Consider the following 19,931-nt stretch of genomic DNA (forward strand, 5'->3'; position numbering starts at 1 on the left):
GAGTTCCAGCTGATGCCCGAAACGCCACCCAATCCGCCGATCACAGAATCGGTATCGCCCTACGAATCCCGCAACTCGAGAAAACTCCACCAAGCCGCCGAACGCGCCCTCGACCACTACCTCGCGCCCGCGCACATCATGGCGACGCCGTACACCCCCAGCAGCGTGTTCCTGGTCAACCCGCAAACCGACACCGAATCCCTGCTGGCCAACGCCTGCGAATCCTTGGCCTCGGCCACGGTCATGCTCGGCGATTTCGCTGGCACGCTGGAGGGGCCGAGTCGTAATACGGTGTTGGGCATTGCGCAGGTGGTGATGCTGGGGGAGTTGGCGGTGAATCAGGCGCTGGATAATGTTGTGCCCAAGGAATAGCAGACAGCAGTAACGGCCTCATCGCGAGCAGGCTCGCTCCTACAGTGGATCTGCGTTGGTCACTGCTTAAGTGCCCGGCAAAGATCCCTCCTGCGGGGCCCGAGTACCCGGCCCGGAGGATGTCCTTTCCAATGACGTCGACTACGATCGGATGGGCATCCGAATCGTCAACCTGCGCTTGAGTGACCGGTGCGGAGCGAACCCGCACGCCACCCCAACTCACGATGATCACATCACCTGCGACGCAGTTTGAATAAGGCCGTTTCGAAAGGTTGCCGGGTTTGGCCTTGATGGTGATTTACACGCCATTTCTGGCGGTTTTCTTGTCCACGCCGTCGGCGATGATGCGCGGATCGATGTACTGGTACAGCTCGGAATGTTGACCGGGATCGGGGTCCAGATCCTGGCCGCCGGGCAGGTCGAGTTTGATATATATCCATACTGGCGGTGTATAGGGTTCGGGGGTCAACTCCGGTTGGAAAAGGGTTAAGGCTCAGGTGAGGGGGCTACCGCTAGAAATTACAGGTGGGGGCGTATTTGCGACGAGTAGTAACATGCTCGAAGTGCGAAAAGCGAAAGGGGACGGGTAATTGACCCTGTTCCTGATTTTCGACTCTGGTTTTGATTTCAGCGACTGAAATCTCGGAAGTGAAGAACCGGTTAGCGATCAGGTGAAAACCGTGTAGGCACACGACAAGGCGTCTTCCGCTCAAGGAGAGACGCCTGTGGTGGATTGTTGATTTAGTTTTTTATGTGTAAGCCCACACTTGCTCGAACCACGAGGTTTACGTCGAAGACAGCGAATCTTACGTTGGTATACCCTATGAACTTCGATCGGGGGAATGCGACGGTGTATGACCCCGGCCCGGGAATTGGCAAGGTTAGATACTCCCCGCCGACCGGGGCGTATGAATTTACGAATGGCCGCGATACCGCCGGAAATGCGCCTGCTGGTCCTGCAATAGTGAAGCGCATGGAAAGAAACGTATCACTGACATCATCGTTATAGTTGATGGTGGAGTTAGGGGCATGGCGGATACTGGGGCCACCAAAAGTCTTATGAGTATATAGGTCGGTTATGGTCGCAGTGAACTGATGAGGGTTTACTGTGAATCTCCACTTTGCGGATGCTGGGAGGGTGCCATAGGTTGCCTCGGCGATGATTGAATGATCTCCCCGTGTGAGTTCGCTGAGTGAAGCCGTCCAGTTACCCCTGTTATCGACATCCTCGGTCTTTTTCACCGTCGTCCCATCGAGGATCTGCACCTGCTTGCCAGCGGCCGCCGTGCCACCCAGGTTCACGGAGGTATAGTTTGTCATTCCGAGATCGTCGATCGGCCCACCCGCAGTGTCTGTCATTCGTTTAATTACAGGCCGCTCACTCACAACCTCCAAGCTTCGAGGGATTGACTCCTGGCCACTGCCGTACAGGGCGATCGCCGTGAAAATGTGCCACCCTTCGGCCAGTCCCGAGATGACAAGCGTCCAGATGCCGCTGGAGGCATCGGCAGTGGCATCCTTTATGATCGTCGTACCGTCCTTGATCTGGACCTGTTGACCGAGGCTTGCCGTGCCGGTCAGTGTGATTGTCGTGTCTTCGGTCTCGCCGCCTTCAGAGATCTCACCCTTGGATCCTTCGACACGTGTAATGTCCGGCCGTACCTCGACAAGCGCCCTGATCGTATAAGTCCGCACCGGAAACTCCACCGCCTCACTCTCCACCGTGCTCTGACCAAGCGCCGCTTTAAACATCAGTGCCAGGCTGCTGCCATCCCGCAGAGCTTTGAGCTCATCGGCTGGAAGCGGAAAAGTGAAGAACCGGTCAGCGATCCAGCCGGGGTTGGTGAAGGCCGTCGGCGCGCTCCAGATCTCGCGCACGTAGGCGCTACCGTCGGCATTGATCCCGTACAGGTGCAACCAGACGTATTGGTCGAGGGCGATCAGCGGCCAGTCGCCCATGCGAACGGAAGCTTGGGTCAGGTTGCCGGTATGCAGTTCCGGGCCGGCGCCGTCGTTTTCGGCCTGCTCGATGGTGGGGCTGGCCAGCGCGCTCTGCGGCATTGCTTGCACCGTCAGGTCAAATTCCCGGGACGGTTTTGGATGACCATCAATGATGACGACGTAGGAGACTTTTACCCGCTTACCCAGATTGAACGCCACCACGCTGTTGGGGATCGCAAACTCAAGCCCTTCGCTTACCGCACGCGGCGCTGAGGTGTGCGACCCGCCGGCCGGCGTGCCGTCAGCGCCAGTCCAGGTGACGCTGATTGCATGGTTTGGCAGCAACGCGCTGTTGTCCGGCACCACGATGGTCAAGGTGTCCCTGACCAGCAGCGGGTTGAGTGCGCTGTCGCCGTTGTTCTCCTTGATCCAGGGGGCGAGCAGGTCCAGCGCGACGCCCACGGTGAACACCAACGGATTCGAAAGGCTGGTTTGATCTGTGGCATGGCGCCAGAGCTGGTAGCGGACGGTGATCTTGCTGCCGCGGTTCGGTTCGATGTGTTGGGCGACGAAGGCGGCGTCCAGGTTGATGACCCAGTCTTGCTGGGCGGTTACGGCATTGAATGTGCGGGACCCGGGTTCCTCGCCGGAGATGTCGCCCACCCACCTCCAGGTGGCCTCGTCGTTGGCTACCCATGGCTTCACCACAGGCCTGGGGATGGTCAGTCTACTGGTACCGCCGGGCAGTGTGACCGGGTCGAGGAAGCCGTTCACCACCCCGAGGACAATGGCGGCGTCCAGCTCGAATTTCGGTTCACCCACATTGAGCAATCTCGTGTGCAGCGACTCCCGTCTGAGGATCTCGTCGCCTTCGGCTATCAGCAGGTTGTACCACCCCTTCAGGGTTCCGCCGTCAAGGAGCTTTAGGTTGTAGTCATCGACGGTGATGACGAAACCTTCGGGATTCTCGACTTCATCCTCCTCCGGAATGTGCCACTCCAACTCAGGCAGGAAGGTGCTGCCGTCCGGACGTTTACCCAACAGGAACAGCTCAATGCCCATGCCGTACTCGATGGCCGGATCGAACGGAATGCGAACGTTGATGGGTGTCTTCGTGGGATCGATGAAGTCATCCTCGGCTTCTACGATGATCGGTGCGGCCAGGCGGTGGGCTGCGCCGGTGACTTGTACAAACTGCCTTTTTGAGCGTAACGGGTCACTGCTGCCGCTGCGTTCCAGCCGATAGAAGAAACTGACCTGGGTATTGACCAGTTTGCGCACGGCCGCAATGGACAGCTTGAATTCGTAGTTATGCGGGATATTGTCGACGGTCTGGGGCAGGGCGGTGACTTCGACTTTTTGGCCCTCCAGGGTGGTGCCGAGCATGGTCAAGTGGATGATGTCATCCATCTCGAAGTCTGGCTGGGTGGCCGTGACATGCACCGTGATGTCGTTGTCGCCCTGTTTATCGGCGTCGAGCTTGTTGTTGACGGCCTCCTGAACGATAGGTGCGGCCAGCAGGTCACCACCGGTGGTGACGACAATGCGGATTTCCTTGCACCAGTCTTCCGATTCATTGCCGACGATGTCGCGCACCTTGAAGGAGACCGCCAGACCGGAGAGGTCGGTGTCACCAGCCTCTTTAATAGTGGCTTTGGAGACCGTGATTAATATCGGGTTTGCCGCTGGATCGTTGATCTGCTCCAGGGTCACCGGTGTGGAATACTCAAAAAAGCCACCCCAACTGAGATGAATGACGTCGCCCTCCGCGATGTCGGGGTAAGGCAAGCCGCTGCCGGACTCGGACCTGATGACAATCGGCACCCCCGCTTCGGCAACATCTTTGTCCACACCGCCGTTGACGATTTCCGGGGGAATGTACATGTACAGATTGGAATGACCAGGGCCCGGGTCGATGTCCTGGCCACCAGGGAGTTCCAGTTTGACGAAGAGGTTGAGGGGCTTGTCCGGGCGCTCTTCATTTTGATTGGACTGTTTGATTTCGTAGGTGAATTGGTAAGAACCGGTCTGCAGATGACGGGGAGCCACCCACAAGAGGGTCGGTTGCTTGAGCTCGGCCTCGTCAATGATGGTACGCCTGTGGACCTCACGGCCGTCGAGCAGCAGCTTGACGGTATCACCGACAGCCTTGTTGGCCCAGACGGGGATGACGACAGGCAGGCCGAGGTCGGGAAAAGTGAACACCGCCGCCCGGTTGATCCCCCACTGGCCGGAAGGTAGGAGGCGCCCGAGCACTATCGGGTCCAGCAATGAATGGGGGGCAGAGATTTTCCTCTTGGGCTGAACGAGCATGGTCGGAACTCCGTGCGAACTGTTGGGAGACAACGGGCATGGAATTATTTAACGCTGAAGATGACGGCTCTGACTACTGTCAGAAATTACAGGTACGAAGCCTTTTCGGATTAGCAGTAAGGCACGGCCCGACGGATAAAAATACGCTTCTCGGCATCCCTTGGCACCTTCTGTGCCCGTCGCGGGCAGTGCCTGCAGGGCTTGAATGAGAGGGTTGCCAGCCGTACCGGCCTCTTCGCGAGCAAGCCAGCTCCCACCCTTGAAATGTGCTCTTCTTTGGGAGCGGGCTTGCTCGCAGCGGCAGTTCCTGCAGATCGGGCACCATCAAGCGGCGTGGGGTGAGCCGGGCAGGGTGGCGGTATGTTCAGGCGAATACATCCAGCGCATCAACGAATGCCGGCCGCTGATTCCCAGCTTGATCGCGGCGCGCTTGAGATAGCTTTCCACCGTGTTGACCTTCAACTGCAATTGCTCGGCCAGCTCCGGCGCGGTACGCCCGGCGAGCAGGCCAATGCACACCTCGGTTTCGCGATTGGACAGGCTCAGGCCCAGTTGCTGCAAACGTTCGTTGAAGCGCAGTCGCAGGTTATCCAGGCCCGGTTGCGCGCCGTCAGTGCCGGGCGACGGCTCTTCAGTGCCGGTTTGCAAGGGTTGCAGGGCGTGAATGTGTTTTTCCACCATCGGCAACAGCACCGGAGAAATGTCCTGCAATAAACTCTGCTCCTGGGCCGAGAACCGTTGCGACTGGTCGTTGCGATACACCGAAATCACGTAGCGGTAGCCGTCCTTGCGTCGGGTCAGGTGCAATTGTGAGGCGTCGGCGCTGGCGGAGGCGGGCGGGTCTATTGGCGCACTCGAGCGTGCGGCAATGTGTTCGCAGAATACCGTTTCAGCCTGCTGGGCCGAGTCTTTGCCGGTTTCCGGCGGATTGCGATGGGCGGGGCGGCCGACCGGCTCAACGCGCATTTGCCGAATGTGCGTGGCGTCCACCGCCAGTTGCGTCTGGATCAGGTCATGCAGCATTCGCGGAAAGTGCCGGCTACCGGTGCTCGCAATGACTTTGCCGATATGGGGAAACAGGTGTGAGTTCATAAACATCATCCATGAGTTGCAGGTGAAACAGTCCCATTCCTGACCTGCGTCGAGCATGTTCCCTGGTCGACGCAATGTCAGGATGTGGATCCTATCCTAGTACAACGTTTGAAAGACGGTTTAATGAAGGCGTTATCAGCTTATAACTTCACTCGATTTTTTCCGGCGCCACCACCCACACGCTGCATGGCATCTTGTACAGCAGGTGTTCGACGGTGCTGCCGATCAGACGGCCCACACCCCGGTGGGCGATGCGGCCCATGACGATCATGTCGATGTCATAAGCATCGGCGTAGCTGGCCAGTACCTTGGCCGGGTCGCCCAGGATCATGTGCTGGTTTTCTGCCGGAATATCGTTGCGTTCGGCCAGCTCACGGAACGCTTCGCCCTGGGCATCGAACAGCGCCTTGGCGGCACTGGAGGAAAAGAACGCGGAGGCGTGATCGAAACCGAATTCGGCGGCGCTGAGCGAGGTCAGGTCATGGGCGTAAATCACGTCGAGCTGCGCGTTACACAGCGTCGCCAGTTTATCGGCCTCGTACAGGATCCGGTCGTTCAGACCTTGGTACTGACCATCGCGATGGAACGGGTCGACCGCCGCGACAATCCGCCGTGGCAGCGCGTGTTGCACATGGCTGACGAAATGCAGCGGCACCGGGCATTCGCGCAGCAGGTGCACATCCAGCGGGGTGAACATCAGGCGCGACAGCAGTGATTCGTGCTCCAGTGCCTTGATCAGCGCCGCCATCGGTTGTTCGCGCAGGTGAATGAGGATTTCCTGCAGCGGCCTCTCGACCCAGACCACCTCGGTGGTGACGTGCACCCCGAGTTTGCGCAGTGGCCGGGCCTGGTCCTCAAGCCATTGATGATGGCGTTCGATGTAGCCCAGGCGCATCTGTTCCAGCGCCTGTTCGTTAACCAGTCCGGCGGTCGCCAGGCCTTCCAGATAATCGAACGCAACGATGTGCAACGCCGCGTCGGAGGCCTTGGCCAGCGCGGCGGCGCGCTCGAAAGCCGGGCTGTTTTTCATCAGGGGCGAAACCACCAGCATGAAACGCGATTGCTCAGACATGACAAATCTCCCGTGGTTGATCGCACACACGACGCGAAAGGGCGGCGTTGTGTTCGGGCCGTGAGCCTTGAGTCCATCGTGGCCCGGGCGTGGCGGGCGGGATTGATATTTGTCAACGGGGCGATTCACCCACACGGCTCATCGGACGCACGGTAGGGGGGGCTGTCCGAGATCCCGGGTGGGAGCGGGCGTGCTCGCGAAAGCGGTGGGCTGATCCGCAGTTTGTTTGACCATTATCAACGTTGGCGCTGTGACGACGGCGCAGTCTTGAGGACATCTCAAGCTGCGACCCGCTCAGAGGATTGGATCATGACCATGATGAAAGCAGCGATCTTCGTCGAAAAGAACCGCATCGTGCTCGAAGACAAGCCGATTCCGCAAGTTGGGCCACTGGATGCGCTGGTGCGCGTCACCACCACGACAATCTGCGGCACCGACGTGCATATCCTGCGCGGCGAATACCCGGTGGCCAAAGGGCTGACCATCGGTCATGAGCCGGTGGGCGTCATTGAGCGGCTGGGTTCGCAGGTGCGCGGTTTCGTCGAGGGTCAACGGGTGATCGCCGGGGCCATTACGCCCAGCGGCCAAAGTTACGCCTGTCTGTGCGGTTGCGGCTCGCAGGACGGCCCGGACACCCGCCACGGCTTCAAGGCGATTGGCGGCTGGAAGTTCGGCAACACCATCGACGGCTGCCAGGCCGAATACGTGCTGGTGCCGGACGCCCTGGCCAATCTGTGCCCGATCCCCGACGGCTTGAGCGACGAACAGGTGCTGATGTGCCCGGACATCATGTCCACCGGTTTTTCCGGGGCGGAACGCGGGCAGATCAACATCGGCGACAGCGTCGCGGTCTTTGCCCTCGGGCCGATCGGCCTGTGTGCGGTGGCGGGGGCGCGCCTCAAGGGCGCCACCACGATCATCGGCGTCGATGCCGTGCCCGAACGCATGAGCGTCGCCCGCCGACTGGGCGCGACCCATGTGGTCAACTTCAAGGACGGCGACGTGGTCGAGCAGATCATGGCGTTGACCGATGGCCGTGGTGTCGACGTGTCCATCGAAGCGCTGGGCACCCAAGGTACGTTTGAATCGGCATTGCGGGTGCTGCGTCCCGGTGGTCGCTTGTCGAGCCTGGGAGTGTACTCCAGCGACCTGCACATTCCGCTCAATGCCTTTGCCGCCGGGCTGGGCGACTACAGCATCGTCTCGACCCTGTGCCCCGGTGGCAAGGAACGCATGCGCCGCTTGATGGCGGTGGTGCAAAGCGGCGCGGTGGATCTGTCGCCGCTGGTGACCCATCGCTTCAAACTCGATGACATCGAGGCGGCGTATGAGCTGTTTGCGCATCAGCGCGACGGGGTCATGAAGGTGGCGATTACCCCTTGAACAAGGGCCTTTTCCGATTTGACGGAGGCTTTTCGATGAACATTGATATCAGTGCAACGGCGGCGCCGCATGGCTGGGTGGTGTCGCTGGATGATTGTCGCGTGTACTTCAATCAGTTGCAGGAGGCGCAGGCTTTTGTCAGCCGGCTCCAGGCCCGTATCGACGCGCCGCATCCCTGGCCAAAAGCAACTGAGCGTCAAATATTTACCCCACCCGCGCCGGCCAGAACCGTGAAGGCTGTTGCGGGCTGAATTCGATCCGCGCAGGGGTAAGGCAGGGCAAATCGACGATGAATGAATCCCTGGGCATGATGGGGGCGGCGGCCGCCTTGGGCATCGGCATGCTCATCGGTCTTGAGCGCGAACGGCACAAGGGCACGGGTGAGCGTCGAGGCAGCGCAGGTTTGCGCACCTTCGCGATCAGCGCGTTGCTGGGCTACGCCGCGATGGTGGTGGGGGCGGCGCTGTTGGTGGGGATTGTCGCAATCGGTTTGACCTTGCTGATCACCGTCGCCTATTGGCGCGGGCGCGATGACGACCCCGGCGTGACCAGCGAAGTCGCGCTGCTCATCGTGCTCATATTGGGCGCGTTGTGCACACGCTCACCCGAACTGGCGGTGGCGATTGGCGTGGTGGTGGCGGGTTTGCTGACGTATCGGGAAAAGCTGCATGACTTCGCGATCACGCAGTTGAGCGAAACCGAAATGCGTGATGGCCTGATCTTGCTGATAACCGCGCTGGTGGTGTTGCCGTTGACACCGGATCGCTACATCGGGCCGTACGCCGCGCTCAATCTGCGCACCATTTGCACCTTGACGGTGTTGCTGATGCTGGTGGGCGCCGGCGGGCACATTGCCGTTCGTACGCTGGGCATTCGTTACGGCTACGTTCTCAGCGCCATCGCCTCCGGCTTCGCTTCCAGCACCGTGACCATTGCGACGATGGGCCATCGGCTCGCCCGGGAGCCGGCGAATCTGCGGATCCTCGGCGCGGCAGCGCTGCTGTCCAATCTGGCGACCATGGTTCAGACCGGGCTGATCCTCGCCACCGTCGATCCTGCCTTGTTGCGCAACATGTGGCTGCCGTTGGTCTCCGGCAGCGTGGCGGCGCTGATCTACAGTGCTTGTCTGATGTTTCCCCGACCCGCCAGAGGAGCTGAAGAGACGCTGCCGGCAGGCGGTGCATTCAATCTGAAACTGGCCTTGATCGTTGCGTTGACCATGACCGCGATCACCCTGGTCTCGTCGGCCATGCTCAGTCAATTCGGCCAGGTGGGCGTGATGCTCACCGCCACCTTCAGCGGGTTCGCCGATGCGCACGCGTCTACCGCCTCGATCGCCGGGTTGGCCAAGGCCGGTCTGTTACCGGTGGAGGCAATTGTCGCTCCGGCGCTGATTGCGATCAGCAGCAACTCGTTGAGCAAATGCGTGGTGGCCTGGGTCAGCGGCGGCAGGCGTTTCGCGGCGATTGTCATCCCTGGGCAGGTGCTGCTGACACTGGCGATGTGGGCCGGCACCTTGTGGCACTGAAACGCGGCGGCGCGGGTTTGAGGCAGAGCTGATCAAGATCAACTCGTCGGCAGCAGGAGCGGGCAATCTGGAGATCTGTTCACTCGATCCCGATGGCCGTCGTGCCGAGGTGCCCCATGTCGCAGACCCAACGCTTGTTGTTGATTGCTCCCCCTACCATGAGCCACACCCCGGCGTTCGAGCGTGCCGCCGCGTTGGCGGTCGCCATGCAGTTGCCGTTGCACATCGTCGCCTTCGATTACCTGCAGGCGCTGGCGGTGGCGGGCCTGTTCGCTCCTGAGCAAATCCGTCTGGCCCGGGACGGTTATTTGCGCACGCATCGCCAGTGGCTGGCCGAGCAGGGCAAATTGCTCGAACGGCATGGCATCCAGGTCACCAGTGAGGTGGTCTGGGTGCAACATCCTTACGAAGAAGTCCTGCAGTTCGTCAACGAAATGCCGTTGGCGCTGATCATCAAGGATGCGCAGCAGGAGTCGGCGTTGAAGCGGGTGTTTTACACCCCGCTGGATTGGCAACTGCTGCGCGATTGTCCGGTGCCGGTGCATCTGGTCACCGATGACGTGCATCCAAGGCCACGCAGTGTGCTGGCGATCATTGATGTACTGCGCAGTGAAGATCAGGACCTGCTGTTCAACGATCAGATTGTCGACGCCGCGGTGCGCCTGGCCGAGCAGTGTGATGCCAGGCTTGAGTTGCTGCATGTCTACGACTGGGCGGCGGTGTATGCCACGGACATGGGCTACGGCGCCTTGCCGCTGGCCACCGGCATCTATGAGTCACTGGGCAGTGCGCAACATGAGGCATTTGCCGCCCTGGCCGAACGCCACGGTGTACCGCCGACCTGCCGACATTTTGTCGAGGGACCACCGGTGCCGAGCATTTGCGAGTTTGCCGCCGAACATCACATTGAGGTGATCGTGTTGGGCACGGTGCAGCACCACGGTTTGAACAAGTTGTTGGGCACCACCGCCGAACAGATCCTGCATCGTGCGCCTTGCAGTGTGCTGGCGATCAAACCGGGACATACCTTGCAATCGTGAAGAATCGCCCGGTGCCGAGTCGTTTTGCAGACTTGGCACCGGGCGATTTTTACAGCTGAAGACGGTGTATGACCTGACGGCTGTCTTCAGGATCGTGGTGGGTTTCGAACTTCAGCGCCCGGGCCAGCTCGCGCATCGGTTCGTTGCTGGCAACGTCGACCGAATACATCTGGCGGAAGCCGTTCTGGCGTGCAGCCTTGATCAGATGCTCCATCAACAGTGTTCCCAGGCCCAGGTGTTGCCATTCATCGGCAACGGTGACGGCGCATTCGCATTCATGCTCGCCGGTGGCGGCATAACGGCTGATGCCGATTTCGATCAGCTGGCCGTTTTCATGCACCAGCGCGATGAACGCCGTGCGCTGCCGGTTATCGGTGTCCATCAGTTGGTCGAGCATTGCCGGGCCGGGCTCGCTGATCTGCGCCAGAAAACGCATGTGCCGGGACTCGGGCGACAGGCGCTTGATGAAGGCGTATTCACGCTCGCGATCCTTTTCCGCCAACGGACGGATCAACACATGACGCCCATCCTTGACGGCCTCGATCCAGTGTTGCCCGGAGACTGCGGCGTAGGCCGCCACGGCTCGATCGTTGTGGTCTTTGACTGTAAGCATGGGGTAATCCTCCATCCGGTTTGAAAGGCTGACGCGGGTTGAGCAACGGTTGTTTTTGATGGTTTTACGCCGTCGCCGAGGCCAGCATCTGATCTGGATCAGACACACGCGAACGCGTCACTCAATGGCCGTTGGTTGATGTAAATCAACGTCGGGCAGTGGGCCGCGAGCGCAGGCTGGAACCTTGCCGGTCGTGCAACGCCGGTGCCGAGCGGAGGTGTGTGATGGGGCAATATCAACGTTTGCTGCTGGTCGCCGACCAGACCCTGCATCAGTCACCCGCCATGCTGCGCGCCATGGCGCTGGCCAGGGCGAGCGGGGCGGCGCTGGACGTACGGGCCTTTGTCGAACCGGTGCCGGTTGCGCATCTGTGGGAAGAAAGAATCGACGAAGTCGACGCTCAGCGCTATTTGCGGCGCTACCGCCGCTGGATCGCCGATGAGGTCGAACGACTCAACGGCCATGGCCTGAAGGTCACCGTTGATGTGGTGTTCACCACGCACCCGTTGCTGGAGATTCTCAGGACCGTGCAGGCACTCAAGCCCGATCTGCTGATCAAGGATGTGGCGCTGGAGCCAGTGCTGAAACGGGTGTTCATCACGCCGCTCGATTGTCACTTGCTGCGTGAATGCCCGGTGCCGGTGCACCTGGTCAATCAGATTCGCTACGCATTACCGCATCGAGTGGTCGCGGCGGTGGATCCGTTCGATCCGGCCACGCAGATCAACGGCTTGAACGACACCATCATCCAGACGGCCAACGCCCTGGCCTTGCAATGTGATGCGCCGTTGCACTTGTTGTACGCCTATGACTTGTCGGCGGCATTCAACGGTGACGCACCGCTGGTGACCGGTGGCTGGAACGGCAACTTTGTCGAAGAACTGCGTGAATCGCTGCATCAGGCTTTTGTGACGCTGGCCGATCGTCATGGCGTACCCCCGGAACGTCGGCATTTCGCCATGGGCTTGCCGGTGCCGGTGATCAGTGAATTTGTCGAGCAGTACCTGGCTGACGTGGTGGTGATGGGCACGGTGCATCGGGTCGGCGTTGACCGGTTGATCGGCAGCAACACCGAGCGGGCACTGTACTCGGTGCCAGGCAGCATTCTGGCGGTCAGGCAACGTAGCCCCAGCGATTGACCGGCCGGGGCCGGCCTCAGCGCGGCGAGCGGTGGCAGCCGGCAACCAATTGCTTGAGGCCGTCCATGTTCTGGATTCGCACGTCGCGGCCGCTGATTTCCACCAGTCCCTGATCCCGCAGGTGAGCGATGCCCCGGCAGATGGTTTCCAGACGCAGCCCGAGAAAGGAACCGATTTCCTCGCGGCGCATTTTCAGCACGAAATCCTTTGCCGAGTAACCGCGCAGGCTCAAGCGTTGCGACAGGTTGAGCAGAAACGCCGCCAGCCGCTCATCCGAGTTCATGTTGCCCATGAGCATCAACATGCTGTGGTCGCGCACGATTTCACGGCTCAGCAACCGATTGAGGTTGTGCTGCAGTGACGGCAGGTTCTGCGCCAGTTTTTCCAGCTGCGCAAAGTGGATCGGACAGACCTCGCTGTCCTCCAGGGCAAAGGCATTGCAGGCATGCTCGTCGGCGCTGATGGCATCCAGCCCGAGCATCTCGCCGGGGATGTGGAAACCGGTGACCTGTTCACGGCCGTCCACCGACAGCATGCTGGTCTTGAACGAGCCGATTCGCACGGCATACAACGAGCGCAGCGGATCGCCCGTGCGGTACAGCGCGGCCCCCTTTTTGACCTTGACCCGTTGCACGATCAGCGTGTCCAGGCGCTCGACTTCTGCACCGCTCATGCCGATCGGCAGACACAACTCCAGCACACTGCAGTTGGAGCACGCGGTTTTGAGGTGGTGCACCGGCAAAGCAAGTTTTTCGGACATGGGAAGGTTCACGCGGTTGGGGGTGGGTTAAGCATAGGTGCCCCGCATACGGACACCGATTTCATTTAACAACCGCCTGCGCCAGCTGACGAACGGACGAAAGCGCAGTGCGGGGAACGCAGCTGCGCCATTGCTTGATAAAAATCAGAACCCTCGCAAGGTACCGTCGGATACTGGCCGGGCAAGTGGTCACTACTCGATCGACAGGGATGTCAGGCTGGCCATCGGGCCAGTACCGCACTGCCAGGATGAGGTTCGTATGCTCAGATTCAAGCGAATGCTGTTGATCGCGCCTGCCGAAATGGTCCGCACCCCGGCCTTCGATCGCGCGATGGCTCTGGCGCAGGCAACCGATGCGGCGCTGCACATCGTGGCGTTCGATTATGTGCAGGCGCTGGCGGTGGCCGGTCTGTTTGATCACGATGCGATGGCCCAGGCACGCGAGGGTTATTTGCAGGTGCACCGGCACTGGCTGGAGCAACAGGCCCGGTTCCACACCGGCTGCGGCGTGCAGGTCAGCAGCGAAGTGGTCTGGGCCAGGGCCACGCCGGCGCATCTGCTGGAGTACATCAACGACTATCGGGCCGATCTGGTGATCAAGGATAGCCATCATGTCCCGGCGCTGAATCGGGCATTCCATCGACCGCTGGACTGGCTGTTGCTGCGCGACTGTCCGGCCCCGGTGCATCTGGTCACCGAAGCCCGTCATCCTCTGCCGCTGAAAATGCTCGCCGCCGTCGATCTGTCGCATCTGGAGGCTCTGACCCAAGGCCTTAACGACCGTATCCTCGATCTGGCCGCCACGCTGGCAAGCGCTTGCGACGCTGAGTTGCACCTGCTCAACGTCAGCAACTGGTCGGTGCTGGGCGATGCGGCGATGAGCGTGCCGACGCTGAGTCTGGATCACAGCCTGTGCGAGGCGATCAACGACACCCAGCAAGAGGCGTTTGATGCGCTGGCCGAGCGTTACGCAATCGAGACTCAACGCCGACACCAGATGACCGGGATCCCGCACAAGGTGATCGAACAGTTCGCTCGCCAGAATGCGTTCGACCTGCTGGTGCTCGGAACCGCCTACCAGCAGGGCCTCGTCGGCTTCATCGGCGCAACGGTCGAGAGTGTCCTCAACCGGGCGCCGTGCAGTTTGATGATCGCCAAACCTTTACCCGAGGTGGATTGAGACGGAAGCAGACAAGGCCGATCCGGGCCACAGGATTGTCCGTTATGAGTTGACAGTGAAACGCTTTTCAACCGATTTATCGGTTTCGGTGGTGTCAGTAATCTGTGCCCATGTTCAACGCAACGCCAACCACCACAACCAAGAAAAGGGAATCAAACATGAGCACTGCAACCTACAACCGCCTGAACAAAGACGACGCCGTAGTCCTGCTGGTCGACCACCAGACCGGTCTGATTTCTCTGGTTCAGGATTTCTCGCCAAACGAATTCAAGAACAACGTGCTGGCCTTGGCCGATCTGGCAAAATTCTTCAACCTGCCGACCATCCTCACCACCAGTTTCGAACAAGGCCCCAACGGCCCGCTGGTCCCGGAGCTGAAAGAAATGTTCCCGGACGCGCCGTACATCGCCCGTCCAGGCCAGATCAACGCCTGGGATAACGAAGATTTCGTCAAGGCGATCAAGGCCACCGGCCGCAAGCAGATCATCATTGCCGGTGTCGTGACCGACGTCTGTGTCGCATTCCCGACCCTGTCGGCACTGGCCGAAGGCTTCGACGTATTCGTCGTCACCGACGCCTCCGGCACGTTCAACACCACCGTCCAGCAAGCCGCCTGGAACCGCATGACCCAGGCCGGCGCTCAAATGATGAACTGGTTCTCGGTCGCCTGTGAGCTGCACCGCGACTGGCGCAACGACATCGAAGGACTGGGCAATCTGCTGTCGCAGCGGATTCCGAACTACCGGAACCTGATGAACAGTTACTCGGCGTTGACCACGCAGCAGAAGTGACTGCAGCGTTGTGAATGTGAAAGCCTGCCCTGAAAAGCAGGCTTTCTTTGTTTGCGCCGCTGCATCAGCGTTGCTACCCGTTGCGCTGACCGAACGCGGACACCGGCAGTTTTTTGATCATCGCCACCGGGTATTCCCAGTCGTTTACGGCTAATCTGCGCATTCGCTGACGACAACAAGACAACAACAGGAGTCACTGATGCAACCGATCCGTCTCGGTCTGGTGGGCTACGGCAAGATTGCCCAGGATCAACATGTTCCGGCGATCAACGCCGATCCCGGATTTCGTCTGGTGGCGGTCGCCACGCAAGGTAAACCCTGTGCCGGGGTGGAGAACTTTCACTCGTTGAGCGAGTTGCTGGAACACGGCCCGGAGGTGGATGCGATTGCGTTTTGTACGCCGCCGCAAGGTCGATTCGCGCTGGTGCAGCAGGCGCTGGCCGCCGGCAAACATGTGTTGGTGGAAAAACCGCCGTGCGTCACGCTGGGCGAGGCGATGGCCTTGGTCAATCAGGCCCGGCAGCAGGACGTCAGTGCGTTGTTCGCCTGGCATTCGCGCTACGCCCCCGGTATTGAAGCCGCCCGCGACTGGCTCGCCAGTCGCACGTTGCAAAGCGTGCAGATCGACTGGAAGGAGGACGTGCGCAAGTGGCATCCCGGTCAGACGTGGATCTGGCAACCCGGTGGTCTGGGCGTTTTCGATCCGGGCATCAACGCCCTGTCGATCGTCACCCGTTTGCTCGCGCAGCCACTGTTTGTCGAGTCCGCCGAACTGCGGGTACCGGACAACTGCCAGTCGCCGATTGCCGCGTCGATCAAGATGTCCGATGCCAGCAGACTCGACGTGCGGGCCGAGTTCGATTTCGACCACGGTCACGACGAACTCTGGAGCATCGAGATTCGCTGCGCCGAAGGTGTGCTGCGTCTGGACAACGGCGGAGCGCTGCTGAGCATCGACGGCGTGCGCCAAGTGGTGTCGGAGGAGGGCGAGTACACAGCGGTGTATCGACACTTCCGGCAACTGATTGGTGATCGGGCCAGCGATGTGGATCTGCAACCACTGCGGCTGGTGGCGGACAGTTTCTTTGTCGGCAGCCGGGTGGCAGTCGAGCCGTTTTATGATCCGGCACGCTGATCGGTTGAAGCGGGATAGCGGTTGTGCGATGACGGCGAACCTCAGCGTCAGGCCTAAGCTAATGCAAAAAGGGTATTTGTTCGTGGTTTTTAAGATCGTTTAGTTTTGTCTCACGACGAATCAAACGCATCAAACCGATAGACCCCCCGATTGCCATGACGGCACACGCTGAATCGATCAAAGGCTCTTCAGGTTTGGTTCACACGGGAGTGAATCATGCCGCATACCCTCGATATCACCACGCTGCCGACGCTCGACCTTTCGTTGTTCGAAGGCACCGCGCAACAGCGTTATGAATTTCTTGAAAACCTGCGTCACGCCGCGCGTGACGTCGGCTTTTTCTATCTCACCGGCCATGGCATCGACAGCGATCTGCTCAAGCAGGTGCAGGATCACGCCCGGCAGTTCTTCGCCTTGTCCGAGCACGAAAAAACCGCCGTCGGCATGATCAATTCGCCGCACTTTCGCGGGTACAACCGTGCCGCTTCCGAGATCACCCGTGGTCAACCCGACTGGCGTGAGCAATTCGATCTCGGCGCCGAGCGTGAAGCGTTGCCGCTGGACGCGGACAGCCCGTTGTGGGCTCGGTTGCAGGGGCCCAATCAATGGCCGGCGGCGCTGCCAGCGCTCAAACCGCTGCTGCTGGAATGGCAACAGGCGATGACGCGCATGGCGTTGCGCCTGCTGCGTGCCTTTGCCCAGGCGCTGTCGCTGCGGGCGGACGCGTTCGATCAGTTGTACGGCGACAAGCCCAACGAACACATCAAGTTGATGCGCTATCCAGGTCAGGCCGCCAGCGCGAGCCAGCAGGGCGTCGGCGCGCACAAGGATTCGGGGTTTCTGAGCTTTCTGCTGCAAGACCAGCAGGCCGGTCTGCAAGTGGAGGTCGAAGAGGGGCGCTGGATCGATGCGCTGCCTCGCGACAACACGCTGGTGGTAAACATCGGCGAACTGCTGGAGCTGGCCACCAACGGTTATCTGCGCGCCACGGTGCATCGGGTGGTGTCGCCGCCCGCAGGCAGCGAGCGTTTGTCCATCGCCTTCTTCCTCGGCGCGCAACTCGATGCCGTGGTGCCGCTGTACCCGTTGCCCACCGCGCTGCTGCGCGAAGCGCGTGGCCCGGCGAGTGATCCGCTCAATCCGCTGTTTCGCGATGTCGGCTGGAACTACCTCAAGGGTCGGTTGCGTTCGCACCCCGACGTCGCCCGGCGCTTCTATGCCGATGCGCTGATGCCCGCCGCACCGGCTCGTAAAACCGCCAACGCCTGATTCATCACTCGCTCAAGGACTCCGCACATGTTGAAGAAAGCAGGTTTGACCCTGGCCGTGCTCGGCGCGCTGGTGACTTCGTTCGGCGCGCAGGCACTGGAACCGTTGCGCGTGGCTGCCGACCCGGTGCCACACGCGCAGATTCTCGCGTACATCCAGACAATCGATCCGCAACTCAACCTCAAGGTCATCGAGATTCCTAACGGGGTGAACTCCAACGAGCTGTTGGTGCATGGCGATGTCGATGCCAATTACTTCCAGCATCTGCCGTATCTGAAATCCCAGGAACAAGCGCTGGGGCAGAAACTCGCGGTGGCCGCCACGGTGCATATCGAGCCGCTGGGCATCTATTCGCGCCGACACAAAAGCTTCGCCGACGTGCCGGAAAAAGGCACCGTCGCCGTGCCCAACAACGTCACCAACCTGAGCCGTGCGCTGTACCTGTTGCAGGACAACGGCCTGATCAAACTCAAGCCCGGCTTCAAGGATCCGGCAGCCGATCAGGCCACGCCCAAGGACATCGCCGAGAACCCGAAACAGCTGAAGATCCTGGAAATCGAATCGCCGCAAATTCCTCGGGCGCTGGACGACGTCGACCTTGCGGTGATCAACGGCAATTACGCACTGGAAGCCGGACTGGTGCCGGCCCAGGATGCGCTGGGGCTGGAAAAGGCCGAGCACAATCCGTACGCCAACATTCTGGTGACCACGCCGAAATTGCAGAACGATCCGCGCATTGCGCAACTGGCCAAGGACCTGACCTCGCCGCAAGTGGCGAAATACATCAGCGATAACTTCAAGGGGTCGGTGATTCCGGTGGAGGATGCCAAGCCATGATCGTCGTCGAGCAGTTGAGCAAGACCTACCCGTCGGCGCCGGCGCCGGCACTGGATCAGGTGTCGCTGAGTATTCCTGACGGCGCGATCTACGGCATCCTCGGGCGCAGCGGCGCAGGCAAGTCGACCCTGTTGCGTTGTCTCAATCTGCTCGAACGCCCGGACAGCGGGCAAATTCTCATCGACGGCGTGGACCTGCTGACCCTGTCGCCCAGCGACCTGCGCCGCCAGCGGCAGCGCATCGGCATGATTTTCCAAGGCTTCAATCTGCTGCATTCGCGCACCGTGTTCGACAACATCGCCGTGCCGCTGGAGATCGCCAACGTCGGCAAACCGTGGCGCCATGTGCGGGTGCGCGAGCTGCTGGAACTGGTCGGTTTGACGGACAAGGCGCAAGCCTTTCCCTCGCAGTTGTCCGGTGGGCAAAAACAGCGGGTGGGGATTGCCCGCGCCCTGGCAGCGGAGCCTGCGTATCTGCTGTCGGACGAAGCCACCAGTGCACTGGACCCGGAAACCACCGCGTCGATTCTTGACCTGCTGCGCGATATCAATCGGCAACTGGGCGTGACCATTGTGCTGATCACCCATGAGCTGGACGTGGTCAAGTCGATCTGCGATCACGCAGCGTTGATGGCCGACGGGCGCCTGGTCGAGTCCGGCCCGGTGCCGCGTTTGCTCGCCGATGCGCAATCGAGTCTCGGCACTTCGTTGCGTCCGACCTGCGGCCTGCCGCTGGGCCACGACATCCCCGGGCTCAGCTTCCTCAAGCAATACGGCGTGCGAGCGGCTCAGTCATGAACCGCGCGATCAACTGGGCTGAAATCCTGCAACTGCTGTTCAACGCCACCGGCGAAACCCTGTACATGGTCTTGCTTGCCGGGCTGTTCACGCTGCTGATCGGTTTGCCGCTCGGGGTGTTGCTGTTTGTCAGTCGCCGCGACGGACTGTGGCCGCTGCCACGGCTCAATGCCGCGCTGGGTTCGCTGGTCAATCTGGGGCGCTCGCTACCCTTTGTAGTGATGTTGATTGCGCTGATTCCGCTGACGCGTCTGCTGGTGGGTACGACCCTCGGCAGCACCGCTGCGGTGGTGCCGATCACCATTGGCGCGTTTCCGTTTTTCGCGCGGATCGTCGAGAACGCGCTGGATGAAGTCGACAAGGGCCGGATCGAAGCGATCCTCGCCATGGGCGGCGATATCCGCCATGTGATTTGCAAAGTGCTGCTGCCCGAAGCGCTGCCGGCCCTGCTGGCGGGGATCACCCTGACGCTGGTGATGCTGATCGGTTTTTCTTCCATGGCCGGGGTGATTGGCGGTGGCGGCCTCGGTGATCTGGCGATCCGTTACGGCTATCAGCGTTTCAACAACGAAGTGATGGTCGCCACCGTGGTGGTGCTGGTCATTCTGGTGCAGGGCGTGCAAAGCCTGGGCGACCGGCTGGTGCGTTCGCTGGCCCATCGACGTTAAG

At 60.7% G+C, this 19,931-nt stretch carries 19 protein-coding genes; 13 read left to right on the forward strand and 6 right to left on the reverse strand.

Going from position 1 to position 19,931, the window contains the following annotated elements; all coding sequences use genetic code 11:
• Nucleotides 1–12 precede the first annotated feature (12 nt).
• The gene (locus ACM6HV_RS02635) at nucleotides 13–372 is read left to right on the forward strand and encodes a DUF6124 family protein (RefSeq protein WP_414903400.1); all 360 of its coding nucleotides are present in this window, start codon (nucleotides 13–15) and stop codon (nucleotides 370–372) included.
• A gap of 298 nt (nucleotides 373–670) precedes the next feature.
• Here the strand turns inward: ACM6HV_RS02635 and ACM6HV_RS02640 are convergent, their stop codons facing one another.
• From ACM6HV_RS02640 to ACM6HV_RS02655, 4 genes are all read right to left on the reverse strand, one after another.
• Nucleotides 671–841: a hypothetical protein gene (locus ACM6HV_RS02640; RefSeq protein WP_414903402.1), complete on the reverse strand. Its 171-nt coding sequence runs from the start codon at nucleotides 839–841 to the stop codon at nucleotides 671–673.
• Between the two features lie 272 nt (nucleotides 842–1,113).
• A complete protein-coding gene (locus tag ACM6HV_RS02645; RefSeq protein ID WP_414903404.1) occupies nucleotides 1,114–4,626 on the reverse strand; it encodes a hypothetical protein in 3,513 nt (1,170 codons plus the stop codon).
• Between the two features lie 324 nt (nucleotides 4,627–4,950).
• Nucleotides 4,951–5,718, reverse strand: a complete 768-nt coding sequence (locus ACM6HV_RS02650) for a helix-turn-helix domain-containing protein (RefSeq protein ID WP_145595616.1) — start codon at nucleotides 5,716–5,718, stop codon at nucleotides 4,951–4,953.
• 148 nt (nucleotides 5,719–5,866) lie between these two features.
• Nucleotides 5,867–6,790, reverse strand: a complete 924-nt coding sequence (locus tag ACM6HV_RS02655; protein ID WP_108182928.1) for a universal stress protein — start codon at nucleotides 6,788–6,790, stop codon at nucleotides 5,867–5,869.
• Between the two features lie 309 nt (nucleotides 6,791–7,099).
• Between ACM6HV_RS02655 and ACM6HV_RS02660 the strand changes: the two genes are divergently transcribed.
• The 4 genes from ACM6HV_RS02660 (at nucleotide 7,100) to ACM6HV_RS02675 (ending at nucleotide 10,741) form a co-directional block, all read left to right on the forward strand.
• The gene (locus ACM6HV_RS02660; RefSeq protein ID WP_145595617.1) at nucleotides 7,100–8,173 is read left to right on the forward strand and encodes an NAD(P)-dependent alcohol dehydrogenase; all 1,074 of its coding nucleotides are present in this window, start codon (nucleotides 7,100–7,102) and stop codon (nucleotides 8,171–8,173) included.
• A 35-nt stretch (nucleotides 8,174–8,208) separates the two neighbouring features.
• The gene (locus ACM6HV_RS02665) at nucleotides 8,209–8,424 is read left to right on the forward strand and encodes a hypothetical protein (RefSeq protein WP_414903407.1); all 216 of its coding nucleotides are present in this window, start codon (nucleotides 8,209–8,211) and stop codon (nucleotides 8,422–8,424) included.
• 38 nt (nucleotides 8,425–8,462) lie between these two features.
• Nucleotides 8,463–9,701 (forward strand): MgtC/SapB family protein, encoded by a 1,239-nt coding sequence (locus ACM6HV_RS02670; RefSeq protein WP_414903409.1) that lies wholly within the window; start codon nucleotides 8,463–8,465, stop codon nucleotides 9,699–9,701.
• Between the two features lie 116 nt (nucleotides 9,702–9,817).
• Nucleotides 9,818–10,741: a universal stress protein gene (locus tag ACM6HV_RS02675; RefSeq protein ID WP_041074985.1), complete on the forward strand. Its 924-nt coding sequence runs from the start codon at nucleotides 9,818–9,820 to the stop codon at nucleotides 10,739–10,741.
• A 49-nt stretch (nucleotides 10,742–10,790) separates the two neighbouring features.
• Here the strand turns inward: ACM6HV_RS02675 and ACM6HV_RS02680 are convergent, their stop codons facing one another.
• Complete coding sequence (locus tag ACM6HV_RS02680; RefSeq protein ID WP_121185891.1) at nucleotides 10,791–11,354, reverse strand: GNAT family N-acetyltransferase; 564 nt, start codon at nucleotides 11,352–11,354, stop codon at nucleotides 10,791–10,793.
• Between the two features lie 224 nt (nucleotides 11,355–11,578).
• On the opposite strand from ACM6HV_RS02680, the gene ACM6HV_RS02685 reads away from it, so the two are divergent.
• Nucleotides 11,579–12,493, forward strand: a complete 915-nt coding sequence (locus ACM6HV_RS02685; protein WP_414903412.1) for a universal stress protein — start codon at nucleotides 11,579–11,581, stop codon at nucleotides 12,491–12,493.
• 16 nt (nucleotides 12,494–12,509) lie between these two features.
• Here ACM6HV_RS02685 and fnr read toward each other — a convergent pair whose 3' ends face one another.
• Nucleotides 12,510–13,253, reverse strand: coding sequence for a fumarate/nitrate reduction transcriptional regulator Fnr (gene fnr / locus ACM6HV_RS02690; RefSeq protein ID WP_041074991.1), 744 nt, complete (start codon nucleotides 13,251–13,253; stop codon nucleotides 12,510–12,512).
• 259 nt (nucleotides 13,254–13,512) lie between these two features.
• Between fnr and ACM6HV_RS02695 the strand changes: the two genes are divergently transcribed.
• The 7 genes from ACM6HV_RS02695 (at nucleotide 13,513) to ACM6HV_RS02725 (ending at nucleotide 19,930) form a co-directional block, all read left to right on the forward strand.
• On the forward strand, nucleotides 13,513–14,433 hold the full coding sequence (locus ACM6HV_RS02695) for a universal stress protein (RefSeq protein ID WP_414903414.1): 921 nt from the start codon (nucleotides 13,513–13,515) through the stop codon (nucleotides 14,431–14,433).
• A 158-nt stretch (nucleotides 14,434–14,591) separates the two neighbouring features.
• A complete protein-coding gene (ycaC, locus tag ACM6HV_RS02700) occupies nucleotides 14,592–15,224 on the forward strand; it encodes an isochorismate family cysteine hydrolase YcaC (RefSeq protein WP_414903416.1) in 633 nt (210 codons plus the stop codon).
• Nucleotides 15,225–15,423: 199 nt separating this feature from the next.
• The gene (locus ACM6HV_RS02705) at nucleotides 15,424–16,359 is read left to right on the forward strand and encodes a Gfo/Idh/MocA family protein (protein ID WP_414903418.1); all 936 of its coding nucleotides are present in this window, start codon (nucleotides 15,424–15,426) and stop codon (nucleotides 16,357–16,359) included.
• A 216-nt stretch (nucleotides 16,360–16,575) separates the two neighbouring features.
• Entirely contained in the window at nucleotides 16,576–17,628 is a 1,053-nt protein-coding gene (locus ACM6HV_RS02710; protein WP_414903420.1) for an isopenicillin N synthase family dioxygenase, read from the forward strand.
• Between the two features lie 27 nt (nucleotides 17,629–17,655).
• On the forward strand, nucleotides 17,656–18,465 hold the full coding sequence (locus tag ACM6HV_RS02715; protein ID WP_414903422.1) for a MetQ/NlpA family ABC transporter substrate-binding protein: 810 nt from the start codon (nucleotides 17,656–17,658) through the stop codon (nucleotides 18,463–18,465).
• Entirely contained in the window at nucleotides 18,462–19,262 is an 801-nt protein-coding gene (locus ACM6HV_RS02720; protein ID WP_414903424.1) for a methionine ABC transporter ATP-binding protein, read from the forward strand. The genes ACM6HV_RS02715 and ACM6HV_RS02720 overlap by 4 nt, the downstream gene beginning before the upstream one ends.
• A complete protein-coding gene (locus ACM6HV_RS02725; protein ID WP_145595627.1) occupies nucleotides 19,259–19,930 on the forward strand; it encodes a methionine ABC transporter permease in 672 nt (223 codons plus the stop codon). Before ACM6HV_RS02720 ends, ACM6HV_RS02725 begins: the two co-directional genes overlap by 4 nt.
• Nucleotide 19,931 lies beyond the last annotated feature (1 nt).

It is taken from the genome of Pseudomonas sp. IT-P260, from assembly GCF_949768395.1.
Classification (GTDB): domain Bacteria; phylum Pseudomonadota; class Gammaproteobacteria; order Pseudomonadales; family Pseudomonadaceae; genus Aquipseudomonas; species Aquipseudomonas parakoreensis.

Bases quoted from the DNA above. Each gene is read 5' to 3' on its own strand.
- ACM6HV_RS02645 (WP_414903404.1), bottom strand. From the start codon at position 4,626: ATGCTCGTTCAGCCCAAGAGGAAAATCTCTGCCCCCCATTCATTGCTG.
- ACM6HV_RS02685 (WP_414903412.1), top strand. From the start codon at position 11,579: ATGGGGCAATATCAACGTTTGCTGCTGGTCGCCGACCAGACCCTGCAT.
- ACM6HV_RS02705 (WP_414903418.1), top strand. From the start codon at position 15,424: ATGCAACCGATCCGTCTCGGTCTGGTGGGCTACGGCAAGATTGCCCAG.
- ACM6HV_RS02710 (WP_414903420.1), top strand. From the start codon at position 16,576: ATGCCGCATACCCTCGATATCACCACGCTGCCGACGCTCGACCTTTCG.
- ACM6HV_RS02680 (WP_121185891.1), bottom strand. From the start codon at position 11,354: ATGCTTACAGTCAAAGACCACAACGATCGAGCCGTGGCGGCCTACGCC.
- ACM6HV_RS02695 (WP_414903414.1), top strand. From the start codon at position 13,513: ATGCTCAGATTCAAGCGAATGCTGTTGATCGCGCCTGCCGAAATGGTC.
- ACM6HV_RS02655 (WP_108182928.1), bottom strand. From the start codon at position 6,790: ATGTCTGAGCAATCGCGTTTCATGCTGGTGGTTTCGCCCCTGATGAAA.
- ACM6HV_RS02665 (WP_414903407.1), top strand. From the start codon at position 8,209: ATGAACATTGATATCAGTGCAACGGCGGCGCCGCATGGCTGGGTGGTG.
- fnr (WP_041074991.1), bottom strand. From the start codon at position 13,253: ATGTCCGAAAAACTTGCTTTGCCGGTGCACCACCTCAAAACCGCGTGC.
- ACM6HV_RS02635 (WP_414903400.1), top strand. From the start codon at position 13: ATGCCCGAAACGCCACCCAATCCGCCGATCACAGAATCGGTATCGCCC.
- ACM6HV_RS02720 (WP_414903424.1), top strand. From the start codon at position 18,462: ATGATCGTCGTCGAGCAGTTGAGCAAGACCTACCCGTCGGCGCCGGCG.
- ACM6HV_RS02675 (WP_041074985.1), top strand. From the start codon at position 9,818: ATGTCGCAGACCCAACGCTTGTTGTTGATTGCTCCCCCTACCATGAGC.
- ycaC (WP_414903416.1), top strand. From the start codon at position 14,592: ATGAGCACTGCAACCTACAACCGCCTGAACAAAGACGACGCCGTAGTC.
- ACM6HV_RS02670 (WP_414903409.1), top strand. From the start codon at position 8,463: ATGAATGAATCCCTGGGCATGATGGGGGCGGCGGCCGCCTTGGGCATC.
- ACM6HV_RS02715 (WP_414903422.1), top strand. From the start codon at position 17,656: ATGTTGAAGAAAGCAGGTTTGACCCTGGCCGTGCTCGGCGCGCTGGTG.
- ACM6HV_RS02650 (WP_145595616.1), bottom strand. From the start codon at position 5,718: ATGAACTCACACCTGTTTCCCCATATCGGCAAAGTCATTGCGAGCACC.
- ACM6HV_RS02725 (WP_145595627.1), top strand. From the start codon at position 19,259: ATGAACCGCGCGATCAACTGGGCTGAAATCCTGCAACTGCTGTTCAAC.
- ACM6HV_RS02660 (WP_145595617.1), top strand. From the start codon at position 7,100: ATGACCATGATGAAAGCAGCGATCTTCGTCGAAAAGAACCGCATCGTG.